Source organism: Actinomycetota bacterium, assembly GCA_040881665.1.
GTDB lineage: Bacteria > Actinomycetota > UBA4738 > UBA4738 > HRBIN12 > JBBDWR01.
In genome coordinates, this window is the sequence record JBBECT010000004.1 from 475,015 (window position 1) to 495,893 (window position 20,879).

At 66.8% G+C, this 20,879-nt stretch carries 19 protein-coding genes; 7 read left to right on the forward strand and 12 right to left on the reverse strand.

Annotation, left to right across the window (positions count from 1 at the left end):
• Positions 1-217: 217 nt before the first annotated feature.
• Entirely contained in the window at positions 218-3,847 is a 3,630-nt protein-coding gene (locus WEF05_03290) for a hypothetical protein (protein MEX1100924.1), read from the reverse strand.
• A gap of 54 nt (positions 3,848-3,901) precedes the next feature.
• Here WEF05_03290 and WEF05_03295 point away from each other — a divergent pair, with 54 nt between their 5' ends.
• Complete coding sequence (locus WEF05_03295; protein MEX1100925.1) at positions 3,902-4,372, forward strand: hypothetical protein; 471 nt, start codon at positions 3,902-3,904, stop codon at positions 4,370-4,372.
• Positions 4,373-4,450: 78 nt separating this feature from the next.
• Here WEF05_03295 and WEF05_03300 read toward each other — a convergent pair whose 3' ends face one another.
• Positions 4,451-4,792, reverse strand: a complete 342-nt coding sequence (locus WEF05_03300; GenBank protein MEX1100926.1) for a hypothetical protein — start codon at positions 4,790-4,792, stop codon at positions 4,451-4,453.
• Positions 4,793-5,008, reverse strand: a complete 216-nt coding sequence (locus WEF05_03305; GenBank protein ID MEX1100927.1) for a hypothetical protein — start codon at positions 5,006-5,008, stop codon at positions 4,793-4,795. It lies immediately after the preceding gene.
• 1,507 nt (positions 5,009-6,515) lie between these two features.
• Here WEF05_03305 and WEF05_03310 point away from each other — a divergent pair.
• Together WEF05_03310 and WEF05_03315 are read left to right on the forward strand one after the other, a co-directional pair.
• Positions 6,516-7,352, forward strand: coding sequence for a hypothetical protein (locus WEF05_03310; protein MEX1100928.1), 837 nt, complete (start codon positions 6,516-6,518; stop codon positions 7,350-7,352).
• Between the two features lie 475 nt (positions 7,353-7,827).
• On the forward strand, positions 7,828-9,444 hold the full coding sequence (locus tag WEF05_03315; protein MEX1100929.1) for an NAD(P)/FAD-dependent oxidoreductase: 1,617 nt from the start codon (positions 7,828-7,830) through the stop codon (positions 9,442-9,444).
• Positions 9,445-9,500: 56 nt separating this feature from the next.
• On the opposite strand, the gene WEF05_03320 is transcribed toward WEF05_03315, so the two are convergent.
• Complete coding sequence (locus WEF05_03320) at positions 9,501-10,724, reverse strand: hypothetical protein (GenBank protein ID MEX1100930.1); 1,224 nt, start codon at positions 10,722-10,724, stop codon at positions 9,501-9,503.
• Positions 10,725-10,886: 162 nt separating this feature from the next.
• On the opposite strand from WEF05_03320, the gene WEF05_03325 reads away from it, so the two are divergent.
• Positions 10,887-11,339 carry a VOC family protein gene (locus WEF05_03325; GenBank protein ID MEX1100931.1) on the forward strand — a complete coding sequence of 151 codons (453 nt, stop codon included), beginning with the start codon at positions 10,887-10,889 and terminating at the stop codon, positions 11,337-11,339.
• Positions 11,340-11,516: 177 nt separating this feature from the next.
• A complete protein-coding gene (locus WEF05_03330; GenBank protein MEX1100932.1) occupies positions 11,517-12,026 on the forward strand; it encodes a hypothetical protein in 510 nt (169 codons plus the stop codon).
• Here the strand turns inward: WEF05_03330 and hemL are convergent.
• The 4 genes from hemL to hemB are packed head-to-tail and all read right to left on the reverse strand — an operon-like array spanning position 11,933 to position 14,924.
• Positions 11,933-13,225: a glutamate-1-semialdehyde 2,1-aminomutase gene (gene hemL, locus WEF05_03335; GenBank protein MEX1100933.1), complete on the reverse strand. Its 1,293-nt coding sequence runs from the start codon at positions 13,223-13,225 to the stop codon at positions 11,933-11,935. The genes WEF05_03330 and hemL overlap by 94 nt on opposite strands.
• A gap of 28 nt (positions 13,226-13,253) precedes the next feature.
• Complete coding sequence (locus tag WEF05_03340; protein ID MEX1100934.1) at positions 13,254-13,649, reverse strand: type II toxin-antitoxin system VapC family toxin; 396 nt, start codon at positions 13,647-13,649, stop codon at positions 13,254-13,256.
• Positions 13,649-13,888, reverse strand: coding sequence for a ribbon-helix-helix protein, CopG family (locus WEF05_03345; protein ID MEX1100935.1), 240 nt, complete (start codon positions 13,886-13,888; stop codon positions 13,649-13,651). Before WEF05_03345 ends, WEF05_03340 begins: the two co-directional genes overlap by 1 nt.
• 49 nt (positions 13,889-13,937) lie before the next feature.
• Positions 13,938-14,924: a porphobilinogen synthase gene (gene hemB / locus WEF05_03350; GenBank protein ID MEX1100936.1), complete on the reverse strand. Its 987-nt coding sequence runs from the start codon at positions 14,922-14,924 to the stop codon at positions 13,938-13,940.
• An 81-nt stretch (positions 14,925-15,005) separates the two neighbouring features.
• Between hemB and WEF05_03355 the strand changes: the two genes are divergently transcribed.
• Both WEF05_03355 and WEF05_03360 read left to right on the forward strand, forming a co-directional pair.
• Positions 15,006-16,478, forward strand: coding sequence for a choice-of-anchor Q domain-containing protein (locus WEF05_03355; GenBank protein MEX1100937.1), 1,473 nt, complete (start codon positions 15,006-15,008; stop codon positions 16,476-16,478).
• A gap of 51 nt (positions 16,479-16,529) precedes the next feature.
• Positions 16,530-17,126: a M15 family metallopeptidase gene (locus tag WEF05_03360; protein MEX1100938.1), complete on the forward strand. Its 597-nt coding sequence runs from the start codon at positions 16,530-16,532 to the stop codon at positions 17,124-17,126.
• A 15-nt stretch (positions 17,127-17,141) separates the two neighbouring features.
• Here WEF05_03360 and WEF05_03365 read toward each other — a convergent pair whose 3' ends face one another.
• Genes WEF05_03365 through hemA form a run of 4 tightly spaced genes read right to left on the reverse strand, consistent with a single transcriptional unit; the run spans position 17,142 to position 20,805 of the window.
• Complete coding sequence (locus tag WEF05_03365) at positions 17,142-17,789, reverse strand: TetR/AcrR family transcriptional regulator (GenBank protein ID MEX1100939.1); 648 nt, start codon at positions 17,787-17,789, stop codon at positions 17,142-17,144.
• Between the two features lie 29 nt (positions 17,790-17,818).
• A complete protein-coding gene (locus tag WEF05_03370) occupies positions 17,819-18,604 on the reverse strand; it encodes a uroporphyrinogen-III synthase (protein ID MEX1100940.1) in 786 nt (261 codons plus the stop codon).
• A gap of 4 nt (positions 18,605-18,608) precedes the next feature.
• Positions 18,609-19,505, reverse strand: coding sequence for a hydroxymethylbilane synthase (gene hemC, locus WEF05_03375; protein ID MEX1100941.1), 897 nt, complete (start codon positions 19,503-19,505; stop codon positions 18,609-18,611).
• Between the two features lie 22 nt (positions 19,506-19,527).
• On the reverse strand, positions 19,528-20,805 hold the full coding sequence (hemA, locus tag WEF05_03380) for a glutamyl-tRNA reductase (GenBank protein ID MEX1100942.1): 1,278 nt from the start codon (positions 20,803-20,805) through the stop codon (positions 19,528-19,530).
• Positions 20,806-20,879: the final 74 nt, after the last annotated feature.

Sequence of the window (20,879 nt, forward strand, 5' to 3'; positions counted from 1 at the left end):
AATCGCGGTTGCGATCCGGAGTCTGCTGCACCTCCAGTGGTCCCGCACTTGAGCTGCCCCGAAGGGAAGTGCGCCGACACGCGGCGTCATCCAGACGCGCATCAGCTCGGGCCCGGCTGCTTCGAACGAGATGGATACGCCACTACCCGCTGTGAGGAAACTCGTGCCGATCGGTTTGCCTCACCCATCGGACAATCGAAAAGCTGCCTCGATAGATTCAGGTCTCGTCCGTAAGTACCTTGCGCAGGATGATTAGGCGATCCTCCTCTCGGAGTTCGGCAATCAATCGCACTACTTCTGCCGCGGCGACCGGGCGAGGCAACTCCGACGTGAGGAGCGTGAAAACATAGGATCCCAATTCGCCCAAGGGATCGGTACGTCCGAAGTCGCTCCCAACCACCCTGGCTTGCTGCAAGAGCTGGGGGAAGAGGTCAGCTGACCATCCATTCAGCCAGAGGGCGAACGACATGATTCGTGCGGCTGCTTCCTCCCACGCTTCGTCACTTGCGGCAGCCAGGGCGATACCACGCAGCGCGGCTGTCACCCACAGAATTTCAGTCTCGGGCCGGGCCTGCGCACATGTGAGCAGAATCTGCCGGAACGCCGAAAACCCAGAGACAAAGCTCTCCCAGAACGTCGGTCGATTGAGCTGCATGAGGCCGGGACCGGAATTCCAGTAGCCGGTCTCGCCTAGTGCCACTACTTCGTCTGCAGTGGGAAGCAGGTCGATAGCCCAATTCTCCAAAAGTAGCTGCCGCAAAGAGTCAACGGTTCCCTGATCGGCTCTGTTCTCCTGCTGGAGAACCTGCACGAGAGATGGCAAACTGAAGACTGCAACTCCTTCAGACTCCGCAAGACGCTGCATGCCTACGTCATCCGAAAGGAGAGGTAGCCCCCTGTGCCTAGCCAGTTCCAAGGAGCCGACCCATGGTGCAATGCGCTCGGCCTGCTCATGAGTGAGTTCAGGTCTTCCGGGTGGGAGATTGCTTTGCGGAACGTCGAGCGATGACGCCGTTTCGGCTATCCAATCGGCGCGCGCAGCAAGGCTGTCCGCCATATCTTGCTCAATCTCGATCGTGATCAGTCGATCCGTTTCAATGTCCCAAGCCAGACTCGTGGTGCTCCTGCTTTGAAGAGCGACCCGCCCATTCCGAATGTCGAGAACCGCAGCCGGATGCATCGTCATGGTCCGGAATGATCCCTGGACCAGCCGCATCAACTGAGGCTGGAGCGAAATCGTCGCCAACGCGCTGACATCGAGTACGCACTCCCCATCGAGGGCGTTGCGCGCGGCTTCGCATTCGAGTTGGCGCGAGTCCGCCTCAGGCCGGAGAATAGGCATCACTCCAGCACCGCGTCGAATTAGCACCTCCGTGTACGTCCGGCCTGATAGCAGTGCCAGGACCCCTTGAGGGTGCCCATCCGCAAGCACCTTCTTGACGCCCTCTGTGAGGGCGGCAACCCCAGGCTCCAACCGCTCTCGGAGCTGCGGGACAAGCTCATCCACCGAGCCGAACTCGAGCCTTTCGAAGTAGGAGCTGGCTGGGAACCTATCGATGAAGGCTGCGGTCAGCCGGTGGAGATGGCTGACCAGTGACGCATCCAGCTGGATCTCGCCCGATTTTTCGTACGCAACCATAAGAGCGGCTGAGCAGATCACCTCATCTTCCTCGTAGTCCCAACCAAGCTCGACGCATCGAGCCACCAGCTGTTCATCTGCCTCCATCTCCCTGAGCAATGAGAGCAGCAGAAGCGCATGGTCGCGCGACGGGGGCACAAGCTCGTGATCAGATCTCAGCACGTCCACCGCGTCGGGAATCCGACCAACGTTGTTTAGGCCGACTAGGAGAGCCCACGTTAGGGAGGGATCGCCCTTCTCTTCGGCGAGGAATGCGGTTGCGTGCGAAACGACTTGACCCCAGTGGCCCAGTTGTGCAGCGATCTCGACGCGCAACCTCTGAAGCTCGAGCCACTGAAAGGTTCCTCCGGGAACCAAAGCCAGAGCTGCGTCAGCCTCTTCTCGGGCTCGCTCGGTGTCTCCATTCTGGAGAGCCGTTTCTACAATGCGAACCAAAGCCCCTGCATCTTGAAATCGATTGAACTCGCGATGGAGCGTGGCTACTGAGTCCTCGATGCGCCCAGCCTTCGCCTCAGTCATCGCAAGTAATTCCATCCCATGTCTGGAGCGATCGGGTCGCAGACGCTGAATCGCGGAATCGTATAGCCCCCGGGTCATCTCAGACATGGCGACACAGCGTTCGGCAACCTCACGTTCATCTGCGCGGAGCTCCTCAAGGCGCGGCAGCGGCCATTCGCCAACGCTTCCGAGCGATAGCAAGGCAGTACCCAGCTCGTCCGCGTTGCTAGCAAGACGACTGCATGTCAAGTACCTGTCGCGTGCGGTGGCGGAGTCGTCATTGCGCTCGGCAATCAACCCCTCAACGTGGCACCGTTCGAACTCACTAGTGAGAAGAGGTGCCAATTCACTGGCGACGTCGAAGCGCCCATTGGCAGTAGCAGCAGCGATCACCACTGGCATCACTTCCTGCGACTTGGCTTCCTCTGCAGTCGCCTCCCCGGCGGGCTGTTGTCGTCCTAGTTTCATGGCTAGGCCGAAGTCATGAATGAGAATCGCCGCTCGACACGCCAAACTCACCGCTTCATCGCTTGGGCCTTCCCACTCGCGCCGAAGATCGCGGCAGACCCGAAGTTCAGACATTCCCTCGCGCCAGTCCTGAACTGCGTTGGGTGTGCGTCCCTCCTGGATCCGGGACAAGAGAGCTCTAGCCAGCGTCAGATGCGCAGTTGTGATCTGCGAGTCCCGCTGTAGCCTCTCCCGACATGTGGTGATGCATTCGTCCCACCGGCGATCCAGGAGCTCGGCTTGAGCCTTGACACCAAGCGCAAAGTCAGCGTCTGGGTGCCCAGTCTCTTTGAGCCTGTGCGACACGTCCGCAACCAAACCCCAGTCTCCGCTGCGGAAACCCTCGTACAAGTCAAGGAGATCATCGCCGCCCGCGTTGCGAGCCCCATCCGCAAACTCTTGTGCGAGGCCCTCGTTCTCGGCCGCCATCGCTCCCAGCGCGGCCCTCACATACCAGCGAGCGGCATTCGGAGCGCCTGTTTCGATGGCGAGCTGGAATGCGCGAGCCGCGGCCTCAGTGTGGCCGTGGCCGAAGGCGACTTCGCCGAGACACAGCCAAGCGTTGGAGGCGGAGGTATCAAGCCAATTGGCGGGCTGCTCGAGGAGAGCCAGCACGGCTTTTGATACTCCGCGCTCGTCAAGGACCAATGCGTGCAGTAGCCGCCGTGCCCCCGCTCCATCAAGCTCGGCGTATTGTCGAACTTCTCGGCGGGAGTTTGGCGGAAGTTGTCTGACTAGCTCGGAGAACACCTCCTCACGAATCGTGTTGGCGACCCCCCATTGCCCGGGCTGGTGACCGAGTTCGTCGATCCGATTCGTGATGCGATCCGTGGCCACGGACACCGCTGAACTCGGATCCAAAGCTGACATGAATTCCGAGAGCAAGAAAGGAAGTGCCTCGTCGGCAACCCGTATTCGCGCTTCGCGGGTAGCGCTTCGTGGCCTAAACTTCGGCGTGAGCGCCTCCGCTAGGCCATTTCTCAGCTCCTCACCGTCTGCCTCCGTCCCGCGCGCCAGCAGCGCAAAGGTTCTCTCATCGCGAAGGAAGGCTCTGACGCGGCGCGCCTTGAGGCCCCTAACCCGTCGGGATGTCCGTCGCGCGAGCTTTCGCTCCCAGCCAGGCTGCAAGCGCTTCTGGGCCTCCTCGCCAAGGAGGGCGGCGACAGATTCAAGGAGCCACAAGGCGATCAGCGGGAGAGCCACTAACGGCTTTCTACCCGTATTCGCAGCGCGGCATCAAATGGAAGATCGAACCAGTTGTTCGAGCGGTTTGTCGGCCAGATCTTCATTGAATCGATGCCGCCCCACCTAGGGCAGGTGATTCTGCAGAGGACAGGAGCTCTTGGCTTTCGCCACCGCCCCGATGGAACTGTGGGCCGATGGGGCGCGATTCGCCCAGACATCGAGCTGCGTCGCGGTAGTCAGGTGCTGTCCGTGCTTGACACCAAGTACAAGAAAACGTCGGAGGGGTCCCTCAAGAACCCTGACTTCTATCAGGTTCTCTCCTACTGCGAAGCCGAATCCTCCAACCTTGGCGGGTTGATTTACCCACGCTCCGAGTACGCCTCCGACGACGAGATCAGGATCCGCAATTCACCGATCAGGATGCATCGTTTCGCTATCAATCTGGCTGTCCCCAGCGCGGACCTCATCGCAGAGGCGGAAAGGCTGGTGATGAGAGTTGCGGACTGGGTCCGCCGGGAAGAGCGACTTGCCGAGTCAGCCTAGCTGTGATGGGCCTTGTAGTCCGCAGCCGGTCCGCTCGATTGATCCACAGAGAGACAAGCTTCGCGTGCTGCTTCATCCCTAGGTGCTTCCATCAATGGCAGAAGCGATGTCGTTGGCGCCAGCCGACAGAGCAGCCACACCGAGGAACCCAAGCGCCAATACGAGGTATCGGTTTGATTTGTCGAGATCCTTCAATGCTGCCGCAAGCTTGGCCAATGCTTCAAACGATGGCCCTGCATCTGCCTGCTCAGCGAAACCAGATTCGGTCTTCTCCTTTGCAAGAGTAGCGCCCCTCTTGGCCGCAGCTCGCGCATCCAGCTGCAGCCGAACATCCAAGACCGCATAAGCGACGCCGATCACGATGCAGACTACGGCGCCGGCAATCGCTGCATAGGTGATGGCCTGCGTGATTGAATCCATCTACTGCTCCTCTTGCTCTCTTGCTGCGGGCAGGGGAGTGATTACAACTTTCACACCCCCAATGTTGTCAGGGAAGCTCGAGTGGTCACGGTCCATGTTTGTGAAGAGCTCGACGACCTCGCTCTCGGGATCGAACTCCCATCCCCACAAGTCGCCGGAGCGCTGCCGAGCTCGCGCGTATGTCTCGATGCCCCTCGCGCCTGTCTTGTTGTTCATGGTCGCAGTCTGACGTTCGCTTCTGAAAACTGGTAGGCGGCTTGCTGTATCAGGCTGTACGAACCCTGATCCCCGGCGACTATGTGGCCGGCGAGCGTAGGTCGGTCGCGAAAGAGTACCGGGGCGCCCGAATCCCCGGGCAAGGAGACAGAGCGATCCGTGATGTACACATTCCCCCAGCTGCCACCCGTTACATCCCTACCCCACGAAAGGGAGACGCCACGCACCCATCCCTGGCGAGTCCCACTTCGCCCATGGACAATCACGTGGTCACCTCTGCGCGCGTCGGCAGTACCTGAGATCGTGGGGCCGCCGGAGTCCTTCGCTCCGGAGTTGAGCTGAACGATGGCAATGTCTGCACAATCCACACCGGTGGGGCGCTTACTCAGGTGGTCCACGAAGATTGCTGACCCGACACCGTTGTGAACGGTCGCCCCAACCTCTTGCACAACATGACCGGCGGTCGTTATTAACGCCACACCCCTTCCGTCAGTGGCTTTGGCCCCCAGGGTGCCTAGACCACCGCTTGAAGATATCCCGGATCCGGGACTGGCTCTGAGCTCCTGAGCCGGCGGGAGCCCCACGGCGAATACCTCCCGAGAAGGAAATCTACTCGGCCAGATCGAGGAAATCGCGGCGGCAGGGGTCATCGCTAGGGGTCCCCCCGACCGCGGCGCCAGACCCTCGCGAACAAAGACAGCAGGGGTGACGAGGTCTCTGCGCGAGCGAAGCCATATCCCCGTGCCGAAGATTCCGGCTTCTGAGTAGGACCAGGATTCCTCGCGAAACTCCTCCGGGATCTGTCTGAAGTATCGCAGGGCGCTTTCTCTGAATTGGTGCTGGAAGCCCGGTTCGGTGGATAGCGACCTCCAGATCCGGCCAAGCTCTAAGGCGAGCTCGACCCGAATCGGATCCCCTTCTCCAAATTGGGACAGGATGCGCTCCCTGCCGGCGCGCTCCACGGTGGCCTCCGCGCTTCAGCGGTCTAGTTGCAACGATGCTACCTGCAGCGATTCTTCAACCAGTGAGGTCGCATGGACTCGGTGATCGCATCTGCTTTTCGCTCCAGGAGGATCCCCGGCTTCCTTGGCGGTCCCGAAGCACCAAGCAGTCTTAGAGAGCACACGGGTGCCGCTGAGCAGCCGCAGGTGATCTTGGTGCCGACGCCCCATTGCGCCTCCCAGCAACGACTCAACCCTCCACCCCTCCTACTCCTATGTCTTTAGGTGGCCGAATCGGTGAAACCGCAAATCTCGCCAGCAGATAGCTCAGACTGCCGAGCATGCACGCTGCCGGATGGGTTTCTCGGGGAAGGGAGGCGATCCTTCAGCTTCTCGAGATTGAGCACGCCGTTGTGTGGCCGGAGGTCGAGGCAAAGGTTGCCGACAAGAAGTGGGCCCCCCTCGGAGTTCATGTGCAGCCTCACCATTTGACAACCGCTCGGCAGCAGCTGCGCGACGAGGGCGCGATCGCTAGCACGGCCGGAAGAACTCGAGGGGGTCGCTCGGTGCCCGTCATTCACTTCGGTGACCTAACCGGCCGAAAGCGGAAGGTTGAGGACGCAGCCGCGCGAAAGCGGCTACTTCAGGCCCGATACCTGGCATGGGCAGTGACCCTTCATATCCTTGGTCCAGCGGGTGAACGCGCCACCCACGCATCTCTGCTCAAGGCCGCTCCAATTGCTGGATATCGGGTGGAACGACCGGAGGGTGGCCCAATCGGAAGCCTATTCGGGAAGAAGGTCGTGGGAGGTCCGCTCGACGACGCTGTGCATCTGCAGCTGAAGAATGAGCTGGGCGTCCCAACTGGGGTCGTTTCCGTCCCCATCGAGGTCAAGAACGTTCGAGAATGGATCTATCCTGGGTCCGAGAGGCTTCATCAGTTGCTGCACAAGGCCGCTGCCCTACAAGATGCCAACCCCGAACTCCCGATTGTTCCAGTCCTCGTTTGCCGCAGGGCCCCGTGGGCGACCTTCCGAATGGCGAAGGCCTTTGGATTTTATGTCGCAGATGCGAAGGCTCAGTTCCTGCCTGAGAGAGAGGATGTTTCCCAAACACACGTGGAAGAGATGCGTGTGGAACTTGGGTACTCAGATCTCGTGATCGACACCGGGCGAAACCGACTTCTCGACAAGCACTTCGGCAAGGCGCTGCCGGGAATCGCGGAGGATGCGGCGTCGAGCTGGGCGATCTTTGGCCCGCGATACTTGGAGACTTTCGAAGCGCTTCGCCAACCGACACTCTCCGAGGCTAGGCGCTCTGAGCTCACGCTCGAACTTGAATCCGAAGGGCGGAGAATCCTTCGGGATAGACAGGGCGATGAGGATGAGGACGAAGTGGATTAACCCACGGAATGACCTCCCAGGCCCAATCCGACTCGGAGCGATCAGACCTTTGCCCTGGGAAGCCTCCGAACGGTCCCTTCCCGGGCCACAAGGGTGGATTGCCTGCTTCAGTCTCCACGGGGTAGGGCGCTCTCCCGCTCGTAAGCGGCCGATCGCTTCCCCGACCGGTCAGGTATCGGTTGTAGCGGAGGTCCGGTCGCTCAATCGGTCAGCTCCCACCTCGCTCCTCTTGGATCACTTGTCCGCCCCCGCAGGGGATCTGGTCACGAAGGGTGGGTGGGTGAAAAGCCGTTCTGTAGAGGCTTTGGATCCCTGCATGCGCTAGGCGTCAAGCTTAGTCTGTCCACGGGTAGGGGCGTTTCTTGCCTACTATCTGTGTTCCCCCCGCTGGCTTGACAATCTTTGAACGGCCGTTCAAACTCCCTGCGTGTGGCCCCTGCGGGGGCTGTGTCCTCAAGCAACGGGAGTCGGAAACGTGAGTGCGAACAGCTACGACGCGATCGTGATCGGTGGCGGCCACAATGGTCTGATCGCCGCGGCCTATCTGGCGAAATACGGGGCCCGAACCCTGGTGCTCGAGGCGCGCGAGAAGACCGGCGGTGCGGCCGACACGATGGCTCCGTGGGACGAGGCTCCCGACATCAAGGTCACGACGCTGTCGTACGTGATGAGCCTGATGCCGCCGACGATCCAGAAGGATCTGCAGCTCGAGCGGTTCGGCTACAAGGTGCACGCGCAGGGACTGGGCTACCTGCCGCACCCGAACGGCGGCTCGATCATCCAGTCCGACGACGAACAGCAGACCTACGACTCGATCGCGAAGTTCTCCAAGCACGACGCCGAGCAGTGGCCGAGATTCGAGGCATGGATCGGCCGGATCGCGAACATCATGGGCCCGATGCTCATGAAGACCCCGCCGAAGGTCGGGTCGAAGAAGGCGGGCGACATCAAGGACATCGCACAGCTCGGCTGGACGCTGCGCAAGGAGATCGATCAGCAGACGGTCGCCGATATCACGCGGTTGTTCACGATGAGCTCGACCGATCTGCTGCGTCGTTGGTTCGAGAACGACGTGTTCATCGGCTTGCAGTCGGTGAACGGGATCATCGGCACGTGGGCCGGTCCCGACGCGCCAGGGACCGCCTACGTGCTGATGCACCACTCCGTCGGCGACATCGGCGACGGAGAGATCGCGAGCTGGGGCTACCCGGAGGGCGGCATGGGTGCCGTCGGCGACGCGTGCCGGCAGGCCGCCGAGTCCTTCGGCGCCGAGGTCCGCACCAGCTCGCCGGTCGAGCGCGTCCTGGTGGACAACGGTCGCGCGAAGGGCGTCGTCCTGAAGGGTGGGGAGGAGATCGCGGCGCCGCTCGTGGTCACCGCGATCCATCCGAAGACCGCGTTCCTCGACCAGATCGATCGGGGACAGCTCCCGGAGGCGTTCGTCGGCGACATCGAGAACTGGAAGACGCGCTCGGGCACGGTGAAGATCAACCTCGCCCTCGCGGAGCTGCCCGAGTTCACCGCCGACCCGGGGTTCAACCCCGACATCCACGGCGGTGCGATCCAGATCATGGATGACGTCGACTACCTGGAGAAGGCGTTCCAGGAGGCGCGGTTCGGCAAGGCGGCCGAGCTGCCGTTCAGCGACACCGCGATCCCGACCGTGTTCGACAAGACGCTCGCCCCCGAGGGCGTGCACGTGATGTCGATGTTCACGCAGTGGGTGCCCCACGAGTGGGCGAACGAGCCGCACACCGAGGAGCTCGAGCGCTACGCCGACCGCCTGATCGATCGAGTGAATGCGGTTGCCCCGAACTTCAAGGGCTCGATCATGCACCGCCAGGTGATCGGTCCCCACCAGATGGAATCCGAGTGGGGCCTGATCGGCGGGAACATCTTCCACGGCGAGCTCACAGTCGATCAGCTGTTTCACATGCGCCCGGCGCCGGGCTTCGCCGACTATCGCACCCCGATCGATGGTCTGTACCAGGCATTGAGCGCAACCCACGCGGGCGGCGGCGTGACGGGCATGCCCGGTCACCACTGCGTGCGCGAGATCGTCGCCGACAAGCGGGTCAAGCGCCGGCGCTGACTCCCAGAACGTTCACGCCGGCGGGGCGCCACACCCCCGCCGGCGTGGCGACAACCTCACGGCTCGGGCGGAACCTCGATCGCCGCGCCGTACAACGGCGGGAACTCCGTGCCGTCGTGGGTCCACACGAACCCCTCCCACGGCCCGGTGCTCGCCGCGGGAACCGCGAACGCGATCGTCTCCTCCCGCGCGGCTCCGGGGTCGGTGTCGTTGCCGACCCACGAGCACGCGGGCGTCCGGTTCCCGTCGGTGATCCACTCGGAGATGTGACGCGCGGGATCGCGATCGAAGGTGAGGACCGCGTCCTGCGTGGCTTTCCCGGTGCGGAGTGCGAACGTGGCCCCACCGGGGACGATCGACGCACCGACCACCTGATGCCCGGGACCGCCCGCCTCGAGCCAGCCGGCCGGGGTCGCATGGTTCGCGCCGTTCTTCTTCCGCGTATCGAATCGGTACAGCCGGAGCTCGTCGAACGACCCGTCGCCATCGGCATCCGCCGGGGTGCGTGGGATCAGGTAGATCGGCTTCGTGGCGACCGGTGCTCCCACATCGACGAACGCGGCCTCGACGTTCGGATGCACCCGGTTCGTGCGCTTGGCGTTGTTCCAGACCTTGATCGGGAACCGGGCCGGCTTGATCGCGCCCCCCTCGGATTCGTCGTCGAGCTCCGGATCGGTGCCGGTCTCGCCGAGCACGCCGATCCCCGTCTGCGTGAGATCCGGCTCCCAGACGCGGTAGGCGTTGATCTGGTCGCGCGAAACGGTGTTGTCGCCGGTGTCGAACAGCCAGAGCAGGTCGCGTGCGCCCTCGCGGTACTCGATCGACAGATCCTCGACGTCGGGAACGGGTCGGACGCTGTCGGTGGACGTCACACCGTCGGGCTCGGGGGGTCCGGTGAATCGCGGGTCGTCGGGGAACGCACCCGGCCGGATCCGGTAGCGGATCGCCAGGCTCCCGTCCGCGACGTCGTAGCCGAACAGGTACACGCGATCGTTCTCGACCTTGACCGCCTCGTTCGCCTTCCGGTCGCCGACCGCCCACACGATCTGTTGACCGGTGAGCGCGTCGGCGTTGTCGGTCGACACGGCGAGGCCGGAGAGGTGCCGGGCGCTGAAGGGAGCCCGGGTCTCCTTCTGCCCGAGCGGACCCAGCAGCACCGGTTCGCCCAGCACGGGGCAGGGAACCGGATCCGTGCCTGCCCCTGCGCCGATCGGGAGCAGGGTGAAGAGCGCCACGAGGGCGGCGAGCAGCGCGCGGGTGGGATGAGATGAACGCGACATGTGGGGGGTCGTGCGTCCGCAGCCGCCTGCGCCGCACCCACCAGTTGTACCGGCTCGGCGGGCGAAGGGTCAATCGGCCACGGGTAGGTCGATGCGCCCGAGTGCCGCCGAACGGCCGGGGTCGAAGGGCGGGGTGCGGGCGATCCGGGATAGCATGCCCGGATGGACCTGGAAGTCGCGACCGTCGTCTTCGACTGCGCCGATCCCGGCTCGTTGTCGGAGTTCTGGGAGACGATCACCGGCTACGAGGTCGCCGACGAGGACGAGGAGTGGGTCCTCCTCACCGATCCGGACGACGACACGCGGATCCAGCTCGGCTTCCAGCGGGTTCCCGAGGGGAAGTCGGCGAAGAACCGCCTCCATCTGGATCTGTATGCGGCCGACGTCGAGGACGCCGCCGAATGGCTCCGATCGCTCGGTGCGAAGCAGCTGTGGGTCTCCGACGATCCGGAAGACGTGTTCATCACGCTCGCCGATCCGGAGGACAACGAGTTCTGCGTGGTCGAGGCGGGAGCCGACGAGGACGACGAGGACGAGCTCGACGACGACGAGGATGACGACCTCGAAGTGCTCGACGACGACGAGGACGAGATCGAGCTAGAGGACGAGGACTAGCTCCGAGACCCCACGGTCGGGGACACCATCGGGCCCGGAGGGTAGCTGACCTGGGACGATGCGTCCTCAGACCCACCTGCGTGTCCCCCCTCCGGGGTCGGAGCGAATCGGTCGGACCCCCCATACCCCCCGCGGCTCGACCGGCCTACGCTGGGAACCTGACCTGAGGGGGCAGCCATGCGTCAATGGGAACTCCGAGGGATCACCGACGACCACGACCCGACCGGGATCGAGCTGGAATCACGCGCTCGTGACGGAGAGGCCACCCTGGTCGTCGAGGAAGCCTTCCCCACCGTGCTCTGGACGACCGACAGGAGTCTGGGGTTCACCTCCGGGCCACCGCCCGGCATCCTGTCGATCGATCTCCCGCTCGATCCGTCCGACGGCGATCTGTTCGACCTGTCCGGCAGCGAGGAACTCGGCGGGATGGAAGTCATCGAGGCGCACCTCTCCGCGCTGCGAGGCACCCCGGGGCGGTTCCGGATCCGTGAGCGCGGGCGCGAACTGCAGTGCGTGGTGTGGCCTGCCCCGGGCGAGGACGGTCAGGTCGCCGGAACGATCTGCGTCGCGACCGGATCCGAGGCGATCCGCGTTCAGCGCACGATAGATGCGGTATCCCGGGCCGAGCTCAGCAGCCGGTCCGTCTCGGGTTCCCCGAGGGCGGTCGAGAGCGTCCACAGCTCGTAGCCGCTCGGCGGCAGATACACGCCGCGTTCGAGCATCCCGTGGAAGAAGCGCGCGTACCGCTCGTGATCCGCGACCCCAGCGCCCGCGAAGTCCCGGATCACCGCTCCGGGTCGATCCGTGAAGAACACGCTGAACAGGGATCCGGCGCGGTTGATCGTCACGGGGATCCCCGTGTCCGCGAAGATCGCGCCGAGCTCGCCGGCGATCCGTTCCGCCGTGGCGGTCAGAGCGGGATAGGGGTCGGTGTCGGCCGCGAGTCGCAGGGCGGCGTTGCCGGCGGCCACCGCCACGGGGTTCCCGCTGAGGGTTCCCGCCTGGTAGACGGGGCCGGTCGGTGCGAGCCGTTCCATCACCTCGCGGCGACCGCCGAACGCCGCGCACGGGAACCCGCCGCCCATCACCTTCCCGAACGCGGTCAGATCCGGTGTCACGCCGAAAACCGACTGCGCGCCGCCGAAGGCGATCCGGAAGCCGGTGATCACCTCGTCGAACAGCAGCAGCGACCCGTACTCCTCGCAGAGCGCGCGCAACCCTTCGAGGAATCCGGGCTCCGGTGCAACGACGCCCATGTTCGCCGCGACGGGCTCGACGATGACGACGGCGATCCGTTCGCCGCGATCCGCGAACAGCGTGCGCACCGCCTCGAGGTCGTTGAAGGGGGCCGTCAGGGTGTCGCGCGCCGCTCCTTCGGTGACACCGGGTGAGCCCGGGATGCCGAGCGTCGCGACACCCGATCCCGCGCCCTTGGCCAGGAGGGCGTCCGAGTGGCCGTGGTAGCACCCGTCGAACTTCACGAGCAGATCGCGGCCCGTGACGGCGCGTGCGAGCCGGATCGCGCTCATCGTTGCCTCGGTACCCGAGCTCACGAGTCGAACCTGTTCCACGCTGGGAACGGCCGAAACGATGCGCTCCGCGAGCTCGACCTCGCCCTCGGTCGGCGCGCCGAAGGACGTTCCCTTCGCGGCCGCCGCGGTGACCGCCCCGACGATCGCCGGGTGGGCGTGTCCGAACAACAGCGCCCCCCACGACTGGACCAGATCGAGGTAGCGGTTCCCGTCGGCGTCGGTCAACTGCGCGCCCTCGCCGCGAACGATGAACGGCGGCGTGCCTCCCACCGCGCCGAACGCCCGGACGGGAGAGTCGACTCCGCCCGGGATCACGCGCCGCGCGCGCTCGAACAACTCGTCGGATCGCTGCATAGAACGGGATGCTAGTTGGGGATCGGTCTCACGCGTTGACCGGCCAGTGTTCCACCTGGACGTCCGGCATCGGGAAGTCCTTGGGATTCCCGGTGGCGAGCCGAGCGCTGCGTCCGACGGCTGCGGCGGCGATCAGGCAGTCGGCCTGGGCCAGGGTGCGTCCCCGCTTGCGATAGGAGCGTCGCCAGAACCCTGCGAGCCTCCCCTCGGGCATGCCGAGCGGCGCGATCGCGACCCCCCGGAAGAACGCTGTCGCACGTTCGAGCTCCCGTGGGCGGAGGCCGGCGGTCGCCTCCTCGACGGTGATCGCGCAGATATGCGGGTCGTCCCCTTGCGCGGCGAGCTGCTCGAGCGCAGCGACGGCCCCCGGGCGGCCCCGGAGGACATCGATCACCACCGTCGTGTCGAGGACGACCGCTGCCATCACCCCACCCGCCGAGGGTCCGCCCTGCGTTGCGCCCGAACCCAGGCGGCCGGATCATCGTCCCAATCGTGGCCCGCGTCGTCGATCGATCCATACGCGGAGCGGATCAGCCCCCACCGTTGGTCGCGATCGAGTGCCTCGCGGAGCGCGCGTTCCACGTACGCGCTGCGACCGCGCGGCCCGACGCGCTCGTCGAGTTGCTCCACGACGTCGTCATCGATGTGGATGTGGAGCCGCATGGCCACAGGATAGCACACTGATTGTCCCACTCTCCTCTCGGAGACCGGGTCAGTCGGTCGCGAGCCAGCTCGCGGCGTCCTTCGCGTGGTAGGTGAGGATTAGGTCGGCCCCGGCGCGGCGGATCGAGGTCAACAGCTCGAGCACGCTGCGGCGTTCGTCGAGCCAGCCGTTGTCGGCCGCAGCCTTGAGCATCGCGTACTCGCCGCTGACGTTGTAGGCGGCCGTCGGGAAGCCGGTGGCGTCTTTCACCCGGGCGACGATGTCGAGGGAGGGCAGTGCCGGTTTGACCATCACGATGTCGGCGCCCTCCTCGATGTCTGCAAGTGCCTCGCGGATCGCTTCGTCGGCGTTCGCGGGGTCCATCTGGTAGCCGCTGCGATCGCCGAAGCGCGGTGCGCCCTCGGCCGCCTCGCGGAACGGACCGTAGAAAGCGCTCGCGTACTTCGCCGAGTACGCCATGATCCCCGTGTCGAGGTGCCCCGCCTCGTCGAGAGCGTCTCGGATCGCCGCGACCTGCCCGTCCATCATGCCGCTCGGTCCGACCATGTGCGCGCCGGCCTCTGCCTGGGCGACGGCGATCCGCCGATAGAGCTCGAGCGTCGCGTCGTTGTCGACGTCGTCGCCCGCCTCGTTCAGCACGCCGCAGTGCCCATGGTCGGTGTACTCGTCCAGACAGAGGTCCGACAGCACGGCGTGCTCGTCGCCCAGCTCCTCGCGAAGTACACGCAGGCCCCGTTGCGCGATGCCGTCGGGGTTCCATGCCTCCGAGCCTTCGGGGTCCTTGCGTTCGGGGACGCCGAACAGCATCACCGCGGGGATCCCCACGCCCGCGAGCCCGGCCGCCTCCTTGCGCAGCGAGTCGAGGGTGTGCTGCCACTGCCCGGGCATCGATCCGATCGGCGCGGGGTCGCTGATCCCCTCCTTCACGAACAGGGGAGCGATCAGGTTCCCGGGGGTGAGTTCGGTCTCGCGGACGAGGGAGCGCAGCGCCGGAGTACGCCGCATCCGCCGAGGTCGCTGCCGTGGGAAGGCCATGTGGCCAGGGTACCGAACCGCTTCGGCCGAGGCCGTCCGGCCGATTGCTCGCCGCCGGCCGGTTTCGGTACCGTCGGGTCGATGGCCGTCCGCCACCTCGTCCGCATGCTCGCCGCCGCATCCCTCGCCGTCGGGATGACCGTCGCGGGCTCCGGTGCCTCCGCCGGAACCGACACCTTCACCGTCGACGTGACCACCGACGGCGTCGACGCCATCCCCGGGAACGGGAGCTGCGCGACGGCCGGCGGCGACTGCACGCTGCGCGCGGCGCTCATGGAGTCCAACGCCCTCGCCGGAGCGCAGACGGTCGTCGTTCCCAAAGACGTGTACGACCTGACGATGACCGGCGCGGGCGACGCCGGCGATCTCGACGTCACCGACGACCTCACGATCCAAGGTCGGGGATCGACGGTCCGCTGGGACGTCGCCGTCCCGCTCGCCAGCCGCGATCGCATCCTCCACCTCGTGGGGCCGTCGGGGCAGGATGTGCTCGTCACGATCCGCGACATCACGCTCCGGCAGGGGCGGCTCTCCGACCTCCCGGGTGCCGGGATCGCCGCCGAGGAGGCCGTCGGGCAGCTGACGGCCGACCTCGAGCACGTCGCGCTCGTCGGGAACGTCATCGTCGGAACCGCTTCCCAGGCGATCGGGGGAGGACTCTTCGTCGGGGCCGGAACGGATGTCACGCTGACCGATTCCACCGTCGCCGGGAACGAAGCAGATCGTGGGACGGGGATCTTCGTCAGCACCGGCACGTTGCGGGTCGAGCGGTCGACGATCTCGGGAAACGCCGGCCGCGTGGGTGGGATCGTGACGTTCGGGACCCTCCTGCTGCTGAACTCCACGGTGAGTGGGAACACGAGCACGATCGGAGGCGGCGGGGTCGCGGTCTCGGGCGGCGCCGCCGCGATCTCCCAGGCGACGATCGCGAACAACGACGGGGCCGACGTCACCCAGACCACCGGAGCGATGTCGCTCCAGAACTCGATCGTCGGCGGGGACTGCTCGCTGACCGGCGGCGCGAACTCTTCGTTCGGGGGCAACGCCGAGTCCGGGGACACGTGCGAGTTCCTCGATGACTCCGACCGGCAGGACGCGACACTGGCGTTGAAGCCGATCGCCGACACCGGTGGCCCGACCCTGACCCATGCGCTCGGTACGGCCAGCGATGCGCTCGGCCTGGCGAACGGGTCGTTCCACGTCGGATGCTCCGATACCGACCAGCGCGGGGTCCCTCGTGGCGGGGACCCCTGCGACTCGGGCGCCTACGAGCTGGCGCGCTGCGAGGGGTCGGTCGTGACCCGTGTCGGCACGTCCGCTCGCGACGTGCTGTCGGGAACCGGGCAAGCGGACTCCTTCCTGCTGCTCGGCGGTAACGACCTGGCGAAGGGCAAGGGGGGTGCCGACGCGATCTGTGGCGGAACGGGCCGGGATCGCCTCGAGGGTGGCGGGGGCAACGACGATCTGAACGGCGGCCCCGATCGCGACACCTGCATCGGAGGCAAGGGAACCGATCGGGCCCGCGGTTGCGAGCGGAAACGCTCGATCCCCTAGCGCCCGACCCTGCAACCGATCGCGGCGACCTCCGCGTGGGAGGATGCGCTGATGAGCACCTCCGGCCCCGTCTTCGACGCGCAGATCGACGAGATCGGCGACGCGCGCCGCCGACAGATGGAGGAGGCCTCCTGGCGCCCGGGCTGCCCGGTGCGGTTCGAGGACCTGCGGGTGATCCGGATGCCGCACTGGCACTTCTCCGGACGGGTCCGTGACGGAGAGCTCGTGATCCACGAGCGCGTTGCCGACGACGTCGCGGGGGTGTTCGGCGTGCTGTTCGCCGCGCGCTTCCCGATCGAGCGGATCGAACCGATCGATGCGTTCGAAGGGGACGACGATCGGTCGATGGCCGCGAACAACACGAGCGGGTTCAACGGCCGGGAGATCGCCCTGCGGCCGGGGGTGTGGTCGCAACATGCGTTCGGGCTCGCGATCGACCTCAACACCGTGCAGAACCCGTACGTTCGACGCGACGGCGAGGTGCTCCCGACGTCGGGTCGGCGGTTCCTCGATCGAGACCGCGACGAACCCGGCATGATCCGGGCCGGCGATGTGGTGGTCCGGGCATTCGCCGCGATCGGCTGGGGCTGGGGCGGGGAGTGGGAACCGCACAAGGACTTTCAACACTTCTCCGTGAGCCGAGATTGATCGGTAGGGGGCGGCTCAGACCGGGGAACGCAGGCCGTCGAGCAAGGTGTCGGCGACGGCGCGGGCGGCCCGGTCCGCGCGCGAGGGTGAGACCGCACCTCCGAGCAGGCCGCCGGTCGCCAGCGTCGTGAGCCCGTGCATGCTCGACCAGACCGCGATCGTGGCCGTCTCGACGTCGGTGTCGGCCCGTAACGATCCGTCCTCGATCGCATCCTGCACGACCGATCCGACCCGTTCCCTGACCTCGGTTGCCGCGAGGTGGACCTCGGCCCCCATCGGTCCGGAGACGGGCTCGGGCTCGATCAGCAGGCGCCACCTCGGTCGGTGTTCCAGGGCGAAGCGCGCGTAGGCGACGACGACCGCCTTCAGACGCGTCGCTCCGTCGCCTCGAGCCCGCCGGGCGGCGCTGCGCAGATGGACGGCGAGCAGCTCGAAGCTCTCGACCGCCGCCGCGGACAGCAGGGCGCTGCGGTCGGCGAAGTGGTGGTAGGGGGCGGCGTGCGACACGCCGGCGCGCCGGGTGACCTCACGGAGCGTCGTCGCCTCGAGCCCCCGTTCGTCGATCAGCTCGAAGGTGGCGTCGATAAGGGCGCGACGCAGGTCGCCGTGGTGATAGGGGCGTTCGGGGGTCGGCTCGTCCCGCGGCTCGGCCGGATCGTCCATCCCGCCAGCCTATCTTGACGCGGGTCAGATCAGCCGCGGCCGCCTCGCGCGCGTGCGAACACGCGCTCGAGAGCTGCGATCACACCGTCGGCGGTGTGTGGGCGGGCGACCGCGGCGACGGTGAACCCGTGGTCGCGGGCCTCGGCCGCCGTCACCGGACCGATACACACGACCTTCGGCGTTCCGCGGACGCGGCCGAGGGCGTGCACGAAGCCGCGCACCGTCGACGCACTCGTGAAGGTGACGGCGTCGACGGTTCCGTCGCGAAGGGCGTTCCGCGCATCCGGAGGCAGTGATCGGGGGAAGCGCGTTCGATAGGCGTCGACGCGGGTCGGTTCCCATCCCTTGGCGGCGAGCGCGTCCTCCAGGCCCTCCGGGGCGATGTCGGCACGGGCGCAGAGCACGCGGCCCGACCCTCGAGGGAACGCGCGTGCGAGCCCGGTGGTGGTGAAGGTCGGCGGGACCAGGTCCGGGTCGCGCCGCGCCCACCGGCGAAACTCCTCCGCCGTTCCTTCCCCGATCACGGCGACCTTCGCCCGGACGTCGCGCGGTCGGTCGAGCCGATCCCGCAGCATCGCGACCGTCGCCCGGCTCGTGAGGGTTACCCAGGCGAACCCGCCGCGTTCGAGGTCGCGCAGCGCGGCGGTCAACGCCGCCGACCGCGCGGGAACGATCGCGATCGCCGGAGCGACGATCGGCCGCGCGCCGAGCGCACGGAGCTCCCGGACGAGTGCGGCCGACTGCTCCTTCGGTCGGGTGACGAGCACGACCTTGTCACGCATCGGGCCCGCGGCGGTGCGGGTGCGTCGCGGCATCGGTTCAACCCTCGCGGACCGCGGCGAGGATCTCGCCCGCCCCCTGGGCAAGCAGATCGTCTGCGACGCGAGCGGCCGCATCGTGCGGAGAGGGCGCGAGCGCCTCGGCCCGCGCGATGCGGGCTCCGTCGGGCGAGGCGACGAGGCCGGTCAGGTGCACATCCCGCCGGCGGACGATCGCGTACCCGCCGAGAGGGAGCGCGCATCCGCCGCCGAGGCGCAGCATCAACGCCCGCTCGGCCTCCAGGGCGGTCCGCGAGGGAACGTCGTCGAGCAGGTCGATCGCCGCTCGCGCGCGCTCGTCCCCGGCGCGGCACTGGATCGCGAGCGCCCCCTGGCCCGGCGCGGGAACCATCTCCTCCAGCGCGAGCCTGGTCGCGTGCGCGGGGGTGATGCCGAGCCGCGCGAGTCCCGCCTCGGCGAGCACGAGCGCGTCGACCTCTCCGGCCTCGAGCTTCGCGAGTCGCGTGTCGACGTTGCCGCGCAGCTCTCGCACGGTCAGCTCCGGGCGCGACGCCGCGAGCTGCGCGCGGCGTCGCACGGCGGACGTGCCGACGACCGAGCCCGGCGCCACCGCGCCGTCCCGCGACACGAGCAGGTCGAGCGCGCTCTCGCGGGGGGGAACTGCGGCGAGTACAACGCCCTCGGTGTTCTCGGCCGGCAGATCCTTCGCCGAATGGACCGCGAGGTCGACGTCACCATCGATCAGGGCGCGGACGATCTCGGTCACGAACAGTCCTTTCAGTCCCTGGGGCGACGCGTCCGCGGGCACGCCCCGATCGCCGGAGGTCTCGATCGGAACGAGCTCGCCGCCGTTGCCGGTCGCGCGGAGCCGTGAGGCGACATCCTCGGCTTGCGCGAGCGCGAGGCGGGAGCCGCGCGTTCCGATCCGGAGGATCACGACGGCAGCGGCCGCGACCGTGTCACGCGTCGGGCGGGTCGATGTCGAACAGCTTGGCCAGCATCCGCGCGTAGACGTCGTCGGTACCGGGGGTCGAGCGCTCCTTCAATTGCACGATCGGGTCGTGAAGCAGCTTCGAGACGATGCCCCGGGCGATGCCTTCGACCGCGTCTATCTCGTCGGGGGTCAGAGACGACAGCCGGGAGCGGAACCGCTGCAACTCGCCGTCCATCACCATGAAGCCGCGTTCGCGGAGCGCGCGGATCAGCGGCGCCAGACGGTCCGAACGCCGTCGGACCGAGAAACGGTGCAACTCGTCGCGGACGATCGCGTTCGCGCGCTCGATCTCCGCGGCGGTCTCGGCGTCGTGCTCGTGGAGCGCCACCTTGAGCGCGTCGACGTCGGCCACGATCGCACCGTCGATCGCGGCGACCTCCGGCTCCACGTCGCGCGGCACGGCGAGGTCGAGGAACACGAGCGGACGCGGGTCGTCGCGAACCGCGAGCGCGTCGCGGACCGTGTCCGCGCCGACCACCGTTCCCGCGGCGCCGGTCGCCGTGATGACGAGGTCGGCCTGAGCGAGCGCCTGCGGGAGCGCGTCGAGGTGGTCGGCGTGTGCGTCGGTGCGCTCGGCCAGCAGCCGGGCGCGCTCGAGCGATCGGTTGAGGATCCGTACGGGGCCGACGCCGCGGGCGTGCAGATGTTTCACGGCGAGAGCGGACATCTGTCCCGCGCCGATCACGACCGCGCGCGCACCGGCGAGGTCGCCGAGCTCGCGACCGGCGATCGCCGCCCCCGCCTCGATCAGCGCGTCGGGTGCGGCACCGACGCCCGTCTCGGTGCGGACCCGGCGTCCGGCGCGAGCACCGGCGTGGAACAGCGCTGTCAGCTCCTCGTCGGCAGCGCCTTCGGCCTGTGCCCGCCGCAACGCCTCGCGAACCTGGGCATGGATCTGTGGTTCGCCGAGCACCATCGAGTCGAGCCCGCCCGCGACCGCGAACAGGTGCTCGGCCGCGTGCTCGTCGAAGTGGGAGTAGAGGGGTTCGGCCAGCTCGTCGGGGTCGATCTCCCGCGACTCGCACAGCAGTTCCTTCAAGGTGAGGAACCCGGCGTGGAAGCTCGGGACGTCCGCGTACAGCTCGACGCGGTTGCAGGTGGAAAGCACCACGAGGCCTCGGATCGCCTCGTCGTCCTCGGCGCGCCGGAAGGCCTTCGTGTAGTCGTCGTCGGTGAACGCGAGCCGTTCCAGCAGCTCGATCGGTGCGCGACGGAAGGAGGCCCCCAGGGCGAGGATCGCCATACTCGCCGCCCATCGTACCCGCTGCCCGCCTGGTCACGGGCGGCGTAGGGGCCGGGAGACGATCGCCCGTGTCG